Below are 14,358 nucleotides of genomic sequence, written 5' to 3'. Positions count from 1 at the left end.
ACAAATGAGCAGAAAAACACTACTTACATCAAAAGAAATTCAAATCATTCTGCATCGATTAGCTTGTCAGTTAATCGAAAACCATAACGACTTCTCTAATACCGTGCTAATAGGACTTCAACCTAGAGGAACTTTTTTAGCAAAACGATTAGCTAAATTGTTAACAGATGATTATGGAATACAAAATCTTCAATTAGGTTTATTAGACATTACTTTTTATCGAGACGATTTTCGTAGAAGAGACGAACCTTTAGAAGCTACAGCAACTCAAATTGACTTTTTAATTGAAGGCAAAAAAGTTGTTATTATTGACGATGTTTTATACTCAGGTAGAAGTGTACGAAGTGCTTTAACAGCAATTCAGTCATACGGAAGACCTGAAAACATTGAGTTATTAGTGTTAATCGATCGCCGTTTTAGTCGTCACCTTCCTATTCAACCTAATTATAGAGGAAGACAAGTTGACGCTATAAATGAAGAAAAAGTTGTTGTTAACTGGGAAGAAACTCATAAAGAAGATACTATTTACCTTGAACCCAAGCCATCAAAGCTTGATTAGTTATGATTATAAAAACAAACTAAAATGAAGCAGTTAAGCGTTGAACATTTATTAGGTATAAAATACCTTAACAAAACCGATTTAGAGCTTATTTTTGAAACTGCTTCTCATTTTAAAGAAGTTATTAACCGCCCTATAAAGAAAGTTCCTTCTTTACGAGATATTACCATTGCTAACTTATTTTTTGAAAATAGTACTCGTACTAAATTATCATTCGAATTAGCTGAAAAACGTTTATCGGCAGACGTAATTAATTTCTCTGCTGGGCAGTCTTCTGTAAAAAAAGGAGAAACCTTAATTGATACTGTTAACAATATTCTTTCAATGAAAGTTGATATTGTTGTTATGCGTCATGCCAATGTAGGTGCTGGTATTTTCTTATCAAAACACGTAGATGCAAAAATTATTAATGCTGGTGATGGTACACATGAACACCCAACACAAGCTTTATTAGATAGTTTTTCTATGCGTGAAGCTTTAAACAGTAACCTAAAAGGTAAGAAAATTGTTATTGTTGGTGATGTTTTGCATTCTCGTGTAGCTTTATCAAATATTTTTGCTTTACAATTGCAAGGGGCCAAAGTAAAAGTTTGTGGTCCAACAACTTTAATCCCTAGATATATTACTAGCTTAGGTGTTGAGGTTGAAACAAATTTGAAAAAAGCTTTAGAGTGGTGTGATGTTGCTAATGTACTACGTGTACAACACGAACGAATGGATATTAAATATTTTCCTTCAACTAGAGAATACACGCAGTTATTTGGTATTAACAAACAAATACTAGACAACCTTGGTAAGAAAATTGTTATTATGCACCCAGGACCTATAAATAGAGGTGTTGAATTAACAAGTGATGTTGCCGATAGTGACCAATCTATTATTTTAAATCAGGTAGAAAATGGGGTTGCTACTCGTATGGCTGTTATATATTTGTTAGCACAACAAATAAAAAGATAATAATGAAAATTGAAGATAAAAAAGAATATACGTTAGTTCATTTTGATGATACTTCTTTCGAAGATTTCTTATTAAATTTTGAAAAAGAGCATTTTAACTTTAAGGAAAAACACCTTATCATAAAAATTTCAGAAAAAAATAACGTTTCCAAAGAAAATATTTTATTATTTTTGAAATACGCTCAAGTGCATCAAACAAATGGCACATCTTTTGTAATTGTATTAAAAGATGTGAATATTGATGATTTTCCAGAATCGTTAAACATAGCCCCTACATTAGTTGAGGCTGAAGATATTATTGAAATGGAAAATATTCAGCGTGATTTAGGTTTTTAACCTATAGTAATCCCTTAAAATCGAATAACGTATGGTAAAAAAAATACTTTTATTATTTTTATTCTTAGTAACCTTATCTAGTTTCTCCCAAGAGAAACAGGTAGATAAGTTAGTTGCTTCTCCTAACCCTTTTACCAATAATACCACTATTTCATTTAATGCTAAAAGTGACCAGACCGTTATTTTCACCGTTAGAAACGTATTAGGTAAAACTGTATATAGAAAAGAATTAAATATTTCTAAAGGACGTAATTCATATCCTTTTTATCGCAACGATTTAAAGTCGGGTATGTATATTTATGCTATACAGAGTAATAAGAATATCATTTCAAAACGTTTCGTAATAAAATAAATGAGTTTGCATTTAACTATTTTAGGATGCCACTCTGCTACCCCAAGAGTTAATGCACACCCTACATCTCAGTATTTAGAAATAAACAACCGTCATTTTTTAATTGATTGTGGAGAAGGCACTCAAAGACAAATGAGAAAATATAAAGTTGGTTTTTCTAAAATCAATCACATATTTATCTCTCATTTGCATGGAGATCACTTTTTTGGACTAATTGGCTTAATTTCTACATTTGGAATACTCAATAGAGAAAAAGACTTACATATTTACGGACCTAAAGGAATTAAAGAAATTACTGTTCTTCAATTAAAAATTTCAAAATCTTGGACTAAATACAATATTGTTTTTCATGAATTAGATTCAAACGAAAGTGAATTAATTTTTGAAGACGATAAAATAACTGTACAAACTATTCCTTTAGATCATAGAGTGTATACTAATGGTTTTTTATTCAAAGAAAAACCAAAACCTAGAAAATTACATATTGAAAACATTCAACAATATGATGAAATAGAAACCTGTGATTTTCACAATATAAAAGCTGGTAAAGACTTTGTATTATCTACAGGAGAAGTAATTCCTAATTTTGAATTAACAATTGATCCTCCAAAACCAAAAAGTTATGCTTTTTGTAGTGATACAGCATACAAACCAGATATAGTTCCTATTATTAAAGATGTAGATTTACTATACCATGAAGCTACCTTTTTAAAAGATAGGGAAGATTTGTGTGATAAAACAAAACACTCAACTGCCGAACAAGCTGCTAGCATTGCGAATCAAGCAAATGCAGGAAAACTAATTATTGGACACTATTCTAGTAGATACTCAAACTTAAAAGACTTTAAAGCAGAAGCACAAACTATTTTTGAAAATGTAGAATTAGCAGAAGCTGGTAAGCTATACTCTACTAACTCATTTCCAATAGAAGTTTTAAATTAATATTGATTGGTTGACAACAAAACCAATGTACAAGCTATTTCTGGTTTAATCCCTTTTTCTTTTAATATTTTTGAAAACTCAGAATTTTCTGTACCTGGGTTAAAAATTACCCTTCTAGGATTTAATTCTAATACATAATCATAATACTCTTCTTGTCGTTTAGGGTTTAAATACATTGTAACGGTATCAATATTATCAAACGATATTTTTTCAGTTGTAATATTGACATCATTTACCCTTCCTTCTCTAGCTCCAATAGCGTGTATCTTTATTTCTTTATCATCTAACCTTTTAAGTGCAATATTCGAATACTTATTAGGGTCTAATGATGCTCCAATAATTAAAGTTGTTTTGTCCATAGTTGTTAATAATACGTTAAACTCTGTTAAAGGAAGTAACAAAAGTAATCAGTAAACAGTCTATTAGGCATCTAAACAATTCAAAAACAAACAAAATGAAAAACATATTACTTATACTTTTAACGGTGTTTAGTGTAAATTTATTTGCCCAAATGCCCAAAAGTAAATTACCAAAACCTGGTTCAGTTTCTGGTAAAGTCATCGACCAAACAACTAAAGAACCACTTCCTTACGTAAATATAATAATCAAAGACACTGCCAACAAAATTTTAACAGGAGGAATTACTAACGATAATGGTACTTTTTCTATAAATAACATTCCAGAAGGTAAAAATATCGTAGAAGTTCAGTTTATTGGATATAAAACAATAAGTAAGCCAATCGTTATTAGTAATAAAAGAAGAAAAATTAATTTAGGAACTATTACTTTAGCTGAAGACTCTACAACTTTAGAAGAAGTTGAGGTTAGAGCTGAAACATCTTCTGTTACTCAAAAAGTAGATAGAAAAGTAATTAACGTAGGTAAAGATTTAACTTCTGCAGGTGCTACTGCTTCAGAATTATTAAACAATGTGCAATCAGTAAGTGTAGATAGTCAAACTGGTAACATTAGCTTACGTGGAAATGAAAATGTACGTGTATTAGTTGATGGAAAACCAACAAATATTCCAGCTTCTCAATTATTAAAACAAATTCCATCTACTTCTATTAAAAGTGTTGAATTAATTACCAACCCTTCAGCCAAATATAATCCAGAAGGAATGAGTGGTATTATCAATATTGTATTAAATAAGAACGCTAACATGGGATTCAATGGTTCTGTTAATACTGGACTTGAAGTTGGACACTACGTACGTTACAATGCTTCTACCAATATGAACTATAAAACAGGGAAAGTTAACTTCTTTGGAAACTATGGATTCAATGGTGGAGATCGTTACAACTTTGGTTATGTGAACAGACCAGGGGTAAACAATCAAGATTTTATTTTTAAAAATGATAACCAATCTCATCTTTTTAAATTTGGAGCAGATATCTATTTAAATAAAAAGAATACATTATCTTTTTACACAACTCAAAACTGGTTTGATAGTAAAGCTACTGGACGTGCTCAAATTTTTGATGGAACTGGTAACTTAGTTGTACACTCTCCTAACAGACAAACTTCTGATAGTCATAATCAAACTTATAATATTAATTATAAACTTGATTTTGAAAAGAAAGGTCACAATATAGAATTCGAAGCTACTTATTCTAAAAATGAGTCTCCTAACTTACTAGAAAATGACTTTTTATTAGGTTCTCAACAAGACTACATTAATAATATCGATAACAAAAGAAATAATACATTAATTAACTTAGATTATACAAATCCAGTTTCTAAAAATGGTAAATTAGAATTAGGATTAGAATATAGAGTTAATAAAACTGATAACACGAACTTAACTACTCAAGTTGGATTTAACAATTCTTCATTTACTTATGACAGAGATATTTTTTCTGGATATGTAAACTATGGGCATAAATTTGGTAAAGTTACCATGCAGTTAGGTGCTCGTTTAGAGAACTATGAAATTAAAGGAGTTTTCAACCAAGTAACTCAACCAACAGCTACTGTTACTGATAAAATATTTACAGTATATCCATCAGCATTTTTCACTTTTAATCCAAGCGAGAAAAATCAATTCCAACTAAGTTATAGTAGAAGAGTTGACAGACCTGGTATTGGTCAAGTAAACCCGATTAGAGAATGGAGTACTCCATTGATAACATCACAAGGTAACCCTAACTTAGTACCTCAGTTTACAAACTCTTTAGAAGTTAATTATACGAGAAGAATAAAAGGAGGATCATTAACATTTGGAACTTTCTATAGAAATATTAACGATGTAATTAATAGAGCTACTTATGAAGATCCAAGTGATCCAAATAGACAAATCTTAACATTTGCTAATTTTGACGATACAAATGCTTATGGTGTTGAATTTTCTACAAACTATAGAATTGCAAAATGGTGGAGAGCAAATGCTAGTATGGATTTTTATTCTCAAAAACAATTTGGAACAAATGATATAAGTAACCCAACAGCTCCAAGAAGAGAGGTAACTACAAATATCTTTAATGCTAGAATTAGTAATAGTTTCACAGTTTCAAAAAAGTTACGTTTACAATTATTCGCAATGTATAGAGGACCTAGACAAGATATTCAATGGGATGTAGACCCTATGACAATGGTTAACTTAGGTGCAAACTATAGCGTATTCAAAGGAAAAGGAAATATTACTTTTAGAGTAAATGATATTTTCAATACTATGCGATTCAAATTTGATTCAACTAATCCATTTGTACAAAACGGACGTTTTAAATGGGAAAGTAGAACTACTTATATAGGATTTAACTACAGATTTGGTGGAGGAAAAAACAAAGCTAAACGTAGAAGAAATAGAGATAACAACGAAAAAAGTGGTGGTGGCGGCTTTATGTAAAAGTCATGTTACCTAAAATAAAAAAACCGAAGTTTGAAACTTCGGTTTTTTGTTTTGTTAATATTTATTAGCTTATTACCAACGGATCACAACAGACCCCCAAGTAAATCCACTACCAAAGGCTGCTAATACGACTAAATCATTATCTTTTATTTTACCTTTTTCCCAAGCTTCAGTTAAAGCAATAATAACAGAAGCAGCAGTAGTGTTACCATATTTCATGATATTATTATATACCTTATCATCAGAAAGCTGGAACTTCTTTTGAATAAACTGTGCAATACGTAAATTGGCTTGGTGAGGAATTAACATATCAATATCTTCTTTTTGTAATCCATTTGCTTGTAAACCTTCAACAATTGCTTCAGAAAAACGAACTACAGCATGCTTAAATACAAACTGACCATTCATATATGGGTAATAAGAAACATCATCTGGATCATTTTTCTCTAAAATTTCTGGTACCCAACGCCCAGTAGAAGGTCCTTCTAACATTAACTCTCTAGCGTGTTTACCTTCAGAGTGTAAATGAGAAGATAAAATTCCTTTTCCTTCTTCTTCACAACGAGAAAGAACAGCAGCTCCTGCCCCATCACCAAAAATTACAGTTACCCCTCTACCACGTGTAGAACGTTCTAAACCTCCTGAATGGTTTTCAGAACCAATAACTAAGATATTTTTGTACATCCCAGTTTTAATAAACTGATCTGCAACAGACATAGAATATATAAAACCAGAACATTGGTTACGTACATCTAATGCTCCAATTGTAGGCATATCAAGTAAATCTTGAATTTGTACCCCTCCTCCTGGAAAATATAATTCTGGGCTTAAAGTAGCAAAAATAATAAAGTCGATATCATCTTTTGTTAATCCAGCTCTTTCTATGGCTATCTTTGCAGCCTTAGCTCCCATAACAGAAGTAGAATCATCAGAGTTTTTTGGGTCAATCCAACGACGTTCTTTGATACCTGTTCTTTCCTGAATCCACTCGTCACTAGTATCCATCCATTGTTTTAAATCTTCATTAGTAACTACATTCTCTGGAACATAATACCCTAACCCCGTTATTTTTGAACTATACATAATTTTTATGTTGATTTTTTAAATTGTTAGCAAATTTACAGCTTGTAAAAGTAGCAATTTATTGATATTTTTACAACTAACACTAATCAACTCATTGTGAATAGAAAAGACTTTTTGTCCCTTTCAACCAAAGCTGCTGTATTTTTAGGCCTATCATCAGCTATTTCTTGTAAAAACGAAATTGAAGAAAAAACAATCTCATTATCCAATTCAAAAGCAAAAGGAACAGCTTTTGGCTTAACAGCTCCCAAAATAGATAAGGTTAAAGTTGGAATTATAGGCTGTGGAAATCGAGGTCAGGTTTTAATACAAATGTTTGATTGGTTGGTAAAAAATAATGATGCAGAAATTGTAGCTGTTTCAGACTTACGAAAAGAAAAAACCGATAAACTAAACGAACATTTACAAAAAACACATAATAAAACTGCACAAGCTTATTATGGAAATCCTAATGAGTGGAAAAAATTAGTAGACAGAGATGATATTGATTTATTAATCATTGCTACTCCGTGGGAATTACATACTCCTATGGCTATTTATGGAATGGAAAAAGGCAAACATGTTGCTTGTGAAGTTCCTATAGCTTATACTCTTGAAAATTGTTGGAAAATAATTGAAACCGCTGAACGTACCCAGAAACATTGTATGATGATGGAAAACTGCTGTTTTAATGGAGAAGAACTTTGGGTTTTAAACATGATTAATCAAGGAGTTTTTGGCGATTTAACACATGCTGAAGGAGCTTATATACATGATTTACGTAAACACCTACTCGATGAAAAATATTATGAGGACCAATGGAGAATTAAACATCATTTAAATAAAGATGGTAATTTTTACACCACTCATGGTTTAGGCCCTATAAGTCAATATATGGATATTGGTCGTGGAGACACCTATGACCATGTAGTATCTATGAGTTCTCGAGAAAAAAGTTTAAGCGATGCTGCAAAACGTGCTGGAATCAATAAATTTTCAAACGTTAAGTGTGGAGATATGAATACTACCATGATAAAAACCAAGTTAGGTAAAAGTATCATGCTACAGTTTGATGTACATTCTGGTAGACCTTATGACAGACTAAACACAGTTGTAGGAACAAAAGCTGTACACGAAGGCTATCCTTCTAAACTTTATATTAATGAAGATGAATTAGCGTGGTGGGGACATAAATGGCTTGATAAAGAGAAATACAATGAGTATCGAGAAAAATACAATCATCCTTTATGGGATAAACTAAAAACTCAAATTTCTGATAACTCTGTAGGACATGGAGGAATGGATTTTGTAATGATTTATCGCCTAATTAAATGTTTAAACAAAGGATTACCTTTAGACATCAACGTATATGATAGTGTTTTATGGAGTTCTATAACTCCCCTATCTGAATTATCTGTTGCACAAAACAGCTCATCTATTAAAGTACCAGATTTTACAGGTGGAACATGGAAAAATAAAAACACAACTGAAATGCTACGAAACATTTAAAAAATTAGAAATTATATAAATTTAAAAGACGCCAACATTTTAAGTTGGCGTTTTTTATGTCATCTTGTCACAAGAACAGTTTTGGTATTTTTTTTGACTAATCAATTATCAGAAAATAATATCAAACAAAATATATAATTATGAGTAAAGGAAACATTAATGTATCGGTAGAAAATATATTTCCACTGATTAAAAAATTCTTGTATTCTGATCACGAAATCTTCTTACGTGAGTTAATTTCTAACGGAACTGACGCAACAACAAAATTAAAACACCTTATTTCAATTGGTGAAGCTAAGACTGAATTAGGTGATGCTAAAATTGAAATCAGTATTGATAAAGATGCCAAAACTTTAACTATTAAAGATCAAGGTTTAGGTATGACAGCTGATGAGGTTGAAAAATATATTAATCAAATTGCATTTTCAGGAGCTGAAGAGTTCTTAGATAAATATAAAGACGATAAAAACGAAACTGGTGTAATTGGTCACTTTGGTTTAGGTTTTTATTCAGCTTTTATGGTAGCTGATAAAGTTGAATTAATTACAAAGTCTTTTAAAGATGAGCCAGCTGCTCACTGGACTTGTGATGGTTCTCCTGAGTTTACTTTAGTAGAACACGACAAAGCAGATAGAGGTACAGAAATTATCTTACATATTGCTGACGATTCTACTGAATTTTTGGAAGAAAGTAAAATCTCTGGTTTATTAAACAAGTACAACCGTTTTAACCAAGTGCCAATTAAATTTGGAACAAAGAAAGTTAACGATCCAGATTTTACGCCTCAAACTACAACTGATGCGGAAGGTAAAGAAACTACTGAGCCACATAAACAAATTGAAGTTGATAACATTATCAACAATACAAATCCAGCTTGGACTAAAAAGCCTGCTGATTTAGAAGCTGAAGATTATACTAATTTCTACAGAGAATTGTATCCAATGCAATTCGAAGAGTCTTTATTCCACATTCACTTAAACGTAGATTATCCATTTAATTTAACTGGAATTTTATTCTTCCCTAAGTTATCTCAAAACTTAGATATGCAAAAGGATAAAATTCAATTATATCAAAACCAAGTTTTTGTAACGGATAACGTAGAGGGGATTGTACCAGATTTCTTACAAATGTTAAAAGGAGTTATCGATTCTCCAGACATTCCATTAAACGTATCTCGTTCTTATTTACAAGCTGATGGTGCTGTTAAGAAAATTTCTGGTTACATTACTAAAAAGGTAGCTGATAAATTAAGTTCATTATTCAAAAAAGACCGTGAGGATTTTGAGAAAAAATGGAACGACATTAAAGTGATTATCGAATACGGAATGTTATCTGAAGAGAAATTCTTCGATAAAGCTAAAAAGTTTGCCTTATACCCAACTGTAGATGATACATTTTTCACTTTTGATGAGTTAATCGAAAAAACAAAAGATGCTCAGACTGATAAAGATGGAAATCATGTAATTTTATATGCAGCTAATAAAGATGCTCAGCACTCTTATATTCAAGATGCAAAAGCAAAAGGATATGAAGTTTTATTATTAGACTCTCCTATCGTATCGCATTTAATGCAAAAATTAGAAACTTCTGGTGATACAAAAGTTCAATTTACTCGTGTAGATGCTGATCATATTGATAACTTAATCAAAAAAGATGATACAGTTATTTCTAAACTTTCTGATGAAGAAAAAGAGAAATTAAAACCAGTTATCGAAGGAGCTGTAAACAATTCAAGTTATACAGTTCAGTTGGAATCAATGGACTCTTCTAGTTCTCCATTCTTAATTACAGTACCAGAATTTATGCGTCGTATGAAAGAGATGCAAGCTTCTGGAGGTGGAGGAATGATGGGAATGGGTAATTTACCAGAAATGTACAATTTAATTGTTAACACAAATCACCCATTAATTTCTGATATCTTAAACGCTAGCGAAGAAGACCAAAAGCGTTTAACTACTCAAGCATTTGATTTAGCTAAATTATCTCAAAACTTGTTACACGGTGAAGAATTAACAAACTTTATTAAGCGTAGCTACGAGTTAATTAAATAAATACCTTTTTAGGTTAAAATTATAAATTTAAAGCCTCTTTTGTTTCATATCAAAAGAGGCTTTTTTATCAACCTCTACAAATATTTAAATGAAATTAGAAAACGAGTTAATTCAAATTATAGAAAATGATGCATGGATGATTTCTATTTTAAAAACTGTTAGAGACTTAAATTTAAACGATTGTTGGATTGGTGCTGGATTTATCAGAAATAAAATTTGGGATGAAAAACATGGCTATCAACGAACAAAGTTGAACGATATTGATATTATACATTTTGATAAAACCAACTCTTCTAAAGAGTATGATTTATTAATTGAAAATCAATTAAAAATGATAGACCCCGAATTAAACTGGTCGGTAAAAAATCAGTCAAGAATGCATATTAGAAATAATCACACTTCATATACGAACTGTGAAGAAGCTATTTCATTTTGGCCAGAAACTGCTACTTCAATAGCTATAAGGATAACTCAAAAAAATAAAATTGAATACATAGCACCTCATGGCTTAGAAGATGTTTTTAACCTTATAGTTACTCCAACTCCAAAATTTAATCTTATGATTTATAATGATAGGATTCAAAAAAAAGAATGGAGTAAGCAATGGCCAAAACTATCCATTAATTTCACACACAAAAGCTAATTTTATTTTCTATTTATTAATTTAGCATTGAGCAAATTCTTTTAAAGCAAATTAACGATCCTCCTACTATAAATGGAATTTAAAGAACAGATAATTACTTACAAAGACAGAGTTGTATTTATAAAACTATCCATGCCCTCTTTTAATAGAACTTTAAAAGAATATATGGAAGATGAAGCTTGTTTTATGTTTGTAAACAAAGGGGAAGTTAATGTAAGGTCTTCTGAAGATTATTTAACATTGAATAAAAAAACTTCAATGTTGGCTAAATGCTTAAATTATTTCTTTGAACCAAGTAAAGAACCTCATAATTGTGATGAAGGTATTGAGTCTATTGGTATTTTTCTTTATCCATCTCTTGTCAAAGATCTTTTTGAATTTGACATCTCAAACTCAAATTATACTGTTGATTTTAACGTAAAACAAATTCAAGTAGATCGTTTACTAGAAAACTACAAAGAGAGTATTAATATTTTATTAGATAATCCTGAATTGGCTGATGAAAGCATTATAAAAACTAAGCTTAAAGAATTTATTTTATTAATATCTAAATCTCAAGAAGCCCCTTCTCATTTAGATTTTTTAGCAGCTTTATTCAAACCTAATGAAGTAAGTTTTAAATCTACTATACATCATAATTTGTATGCTAACCTGTCCTTAGATGAATTAGCTGCACTTTGTCATTTAAGTACCTCTTCTTTTAAAAGAAAGTTTAAAGCAGTATTTAATGATAGCCCTAAAAAATATATAGCTAAGAAGAAAATTGAAAAAGCAGCTACTTTATTAAAAGCAAAAAATGACCGCATTTCAGATATTGCTTATGATGTTGGCTTCGATTCTTTAGCTACTTTTAATAGAAATTTTACCAATATTTATGGTAAATCTCCCTCAGAATATCGATTGGACTAAAATGAGATGTCTTTGAACTAAAACGAGATAACAAAACTCTCCCTTTACATGACCTTTGTTCTAAACAACAAAAAGAACAATATCATGGAAAATTCGAAAGTATTAAAACTATTTTTAATCATCTCTGGATTATTATTAACTTTTATAGGGGGAGCTACTCTTTTTGCTCCTGTAGCTATGAAAGCAAGTGCAGGGATAGATATCTCTCAAAGTACAAGTATAATAAATGACGTTAGAGCATCTAGTGCATTAATTCTTGCAGTTGCCTTAATAACTATTCTAGGTGTATTTATTAGAAAACTAACCTTCACCTCTACCCTTATATCATTTACATTATTCCTTTCTCTTGGAATTGGAAGAGCTATTAGTATTCTTATAGACGGCTTCCCTGTTGATGGATTAGTTAAAGCCACTGGTTTAGAATTCGTTTTGGGAATTATTGGTCTAATTCTTTTCAACATTTATAGAGAAAAATATTAAACATTAACCTTATGAAAACAATATTTAAAACATTATCACTAGTACTAGTAATGATAACTGGTCAAAGTGTATTTGCTCAAAAAACTGACAAAAAAACAATCTCTTTTTCAGTAGAAAGAAACATAAATGCTTCAGCAGAAAGAGTATGGAAAATTGTGGGAGAAGACTTTGGAGCTATAGCCAACTCTCACCCAAAAATAGTAAGCTCTAACTATAACCAAGGCCATATTACTGGTGGAGAAAATGCTTCGAGAAGATGCAATTTTAATGAAGCTGGGACAAAATTCTTAGAAGAAAAACAAATAAGTTTTGACGCTAAAAATTACACTTTCAAAGTACTAATATCACAAACAGGAGGAATTCCTTTAAACAACGAATATAGCTACGGAATTTACAAAGTAACACCTGTTACAGACAACTCTTCTATATTAAAAATGACGATGGTTATAAGAACCAAACCCGCTTTTCTAGGATGGTTTGCTAAAGGAAAATTTAAACGAGACATCGCAGATTATTTATTAGCAGTAGAACATCATGTTCTTACTGGCGAGAATGTAAACAAAGAAAACTTTAAAAGAATTAAGAAAAAATATACCGAATAATGAAAACAAATAAAATTATAATGATTACTGGTGCCAATACTGGTATTGGTAAAGATACAGCAAGACAATTAGCACTAATAAAAGATACAGAAAAAATATACTTAGCTTGTAGAAACAAAGCAAAAGCAGAAGCTGCAAAAATATTTTTAGAAAAAATAACTGGAAGATCTATTTTTGAAATTTTAATAATGGATGTATCAAGCCCTGATTCAGTTAAAAAGGCCGTTTCTCAATTAAACGAACCTATAGATGCACTAATCATGAATGCAGGTGGTATTGGAGGAAAAACTCCAGAAAAACTAACCAAAGAAGGAGTTACCACTATTACTGCTAGTAATCTTTTAGGACATGTTGTTTTATTGGATGAATTACTAGAAGAAAACAAACTAAACAATGTTGCCTTATATGCTAGCTCGGAAGCAGCAAGAGGTATTAAACAAACTGGAATGAAGCGCCCTAACTTAACAACTTCATCTGTAGATGAGTTTATTAAAGTTTTTGACGGTTCTTACTTTGGAAACAACTTTGATGCTATGCAAGTATATGGAGTGATAAAGTATGGAGGAACTTTGTGGATGTCGGCAATGGCAAGAAAATACCCAGAAATTAAATTTATTAGCATGAGTCCAGGAGGAACTAGAGGAACCGATGGGATGAATGACCTTCCTTTTGTTAAACGTATTTTATTTAAATACATCGGAATGCCTATTTTTATGCCATTACTAGGTTTATCTCATAGTTTAGAAAAAGGTGCTAAACGATTTGTTGACGGCATAAATAATGAAAATTTAAAAAATGGTGTTTTTTATGCTAGCAAAGAAAATGTCCTTACTGGTTCGGTAGTAGATCAAAGTGAGATTTTTCCAGATTTAACTAACATAACCTATCAAAACAATGCCTATAAAGCAATTCATAGCTTTATCAACTAAACAACTATTATCTACCTCTCATCAATTCAAAAGATAGTTCATAAAAGGGCTATCTTTTTTCTTTTTTCATAACCAACTGAACCATCGCTAAAAACTTTATATTTTCTTTAACGCTAAGAACAATTTATCTACAATACATTTGTTACATATTTATATAGTAGAGTAAAAATTAATAATAGG

Annotated in this window: 15 protein-coding genes; 13 read left to right on the top strand and 2 right to left on the bottom strand. The window is 30.7% G+C overall.

Annotated features, from left to right (window positions below; all coding sequences use genetic code 11):
• Positions 1-4 precede the first annotated feature (4 nt).
• Genes pyrR through ACOQN8_RS13245 form a run of 5 tightly spaced genes read left to right on the top strand, consistent with a single transcriptional unit; the run spans position 5 to position 3,145 of the window.
• Positions 5-559, top strand: a complete 555-nt coding sequence (gene pyrR / locus ACOQN8_RS13265) for a bifunctional pyr operon transcriptional regulator/uracil phosphoribosyltransferase PyrR (RefSeq protein ID WP_150899053.1) — start codon at positions 5-7, stop codon at positions 557-559.
• 24 nt (positions 560-583) lie between these two features.
• Entirely contained in the window at positions 584-1,516 is a 933-nt protein-coding gene (locus tag ACOQN8_RS13260; RefSeq protein WP_272148804.1) for an aspartate carbamoyltransferase catalytic subunit, read from the top strand.
• 2 nt (positions 1,517-1,518) lie between these two features.
• Positions 1,519-1,851, top strand: coding sequence for a hypothetical protein (locus tag ACOQN8_RS13255; protein ID WP_272148803.1), 333 nt, complete (start codon positions 1,519-1,521; stop codon positions 1,849-1,851).
• A gap of 31 nt (positions 1,852-1,882) precedes the next feature.
• On the top strand, positions 1,883-2,203 hold the full coding sequence (locus ACOQN8_RS13250) for a T9SS type A sorting domain-containing protein (RefSeq protein ID WP_150899056.1): 321 nt from the start codon (positions 1,883-1,885) through the stop codon (positions 2,201-2,203).
• The gene (locus ACOQN8_RS13245) at positions 2,204-3,145 is read left to right on the top strand and encodes a ribonuclease Z (RefSeq protein ID WP_420553044.1); all 942 of its coding nucleotides are present in this window, start codon (positions 2,204-2,206) and stop codon (positions 3,143-3,145) included.
• On the opposite strand, the gene ACOQN8_RS13240 is transcribed toward ACOQN8_RS13245, so the two are convergent.
• Positions 3,142-3,504, bottom strand: a complete 363-nt coding sequence (locus tag ACOQN8_RS13240; RefSeq protein WP_420553043.1) for a CoA-binding protein — start codon at positions 3,502-3,504, stop codon at positions 3,142-3,144. The genes ACOQN8_RS13245 and ACOQN8_RS13240 overlap by 4 nt on opposite strands.
• A gap of 95 nt (positions 3,505-3,599) precedes the next feature.
• Here ACOQN8_RS13240 and ACOQN8_RS13235 point away from each other — a divergent pair, with 95 nt between their 5' ends.
• Complete coding sequence (locus ACOQN8_RS13235) at positions 3,600-5,990, top strand: TonB-dependent receptor domain-containing protein (protein ID WP_420553042.1); 2,391 nt, start codon at positions 3,600-3,602, stop codon at positions 5,988-5,990.
• A 75-nt stretch (positions 5,991-6,065) separates the two neighbouring features.
• Here ACOQN8_RS13235 and ACOQN8_RS13230 read toward each other — a convergent pair whose 3' ends face one another.
• Complete coding sequence (locus ACOQN8_RS13230; RefSeq protein ID WP_150899061.1) at positions 6,066-7,076, bottom strand: 3-oxoacyl-ACP synthase III family protein; 1,011 nt, start codon at positions 7,074-7,076, stop codon at positions 6,066-6,068.
• Between the two features lie 96 nt (positions 7,077-7,172).
• Between ACOQN8_RS13230 and ACOQN8_RS13225 the strand changes: the two genes are divergently transcribed.
• The 7 genes from ACOQN8_RS13225 (at position 7,173) to ACOQN8_RS13195 (ending at position 14,178) form a co-directional block, all read left to right on the top strand.
• Positions 7,173-8,564: a Gfo/Idh/MocA family protein gene (locus tag ACOQN8_RS13225; RefSeq protein ID WP_420553041.1), complete on the top strand. Its 1,392-nt coding sequence runs from the start codon at positions 7,173-7,175 to the stop codon at positions 8,562-8,564.
• 140 nt (positions 8,565-8,704) lie between these two features.
• Entirely contained in the window at positions 8,705-10,615 is a 1,911-nt protein-coding gene (htpG, locus tag ACOQN8_RS13220) for a molecular chaperone HtpG (RefSeq protein ID WP_420553040.1), read from the top strand.
• A gap of 88 nt (positions 10,616-10,703) precedes the next feature.
• Positions 10,704-11,258, top strand: coding sequence for a nucleotidyltransferase family protein (locus tag ACOQN8_RS13215; protein WP_420553039.1), 555 nt, complete (start codon positions 10,704-10,706; stop codon positions 11,256-11,258).
• Positions 11,259-11,330: 72 nt separating this feature from the next.
• Positions 11,331-12,167, top strand: coding sequence for a helix-turn-helix domain-containing protein (locus tag ACOQN8_RS13210; RefSeq protein ID WP_299120268.1), 837 nt, complete (start codon positions 11,331-11,333; stop codon positions 12,165-12,167).
• 84 nt (positions 12,168-12,251) lie between these two features.
• Positions 12,252-12,647 (top strand): DUF4345 domain-containing protein, encoded by a 396-nt coding sequence (locus tag ACOQN8_RS13205; protein ID WP_299120266.1) that lies wholly within the window; start codon positions 12,252-12,254, stop codon positions 12,645-12,647.
• Positions 12,648-12,658: 11 nt separating this feature from the next.
• Positions 12,659-13,249: an SRPBCC family protein gene (locus ACOQN8_RS13200; RefSeq protein WP_420553038.1), complete on the top strand. Its 591-nt coding sequence runs from the start codon at positions 12,659-12,661 to the stop codon at positions 13,247-13,249.
• Positions 13,249-14,178: an SDR family NAD(P)-dependent oxidoreductase gene (locus ACOQN8_RS13195; RefSeq protein ID WP_420553037.1), complete on the top strand. Its 930-nt coding sequence runs from the start codon at positions 13,249-13,251 to the stop codon at positions 14,176-14,178. Before ACOQN8_RS13200 ends, ACOQN8_RS13195 begins: the two co-directional genes overlap by 1 nt.
• Positions 14,179-14,358: the final 180 nt, after the last annotated feature.

The sequence above is a fragment of the Tenacibaculum aiptasiae genome (assembly GCF_965221665.1).
Classification (GTDB): Bacteria; Bacteroidota; Bacteroidia; order Flavobacteriales; family Flavobacteriaceae; genus Polaribacter; species Polaribacter aiptasiae.
The sequence above is the reverse complement of the archived record's forward strand: the minus strand, read 5'-3'. Positions and strand labels throughout refer to the sequence as shown.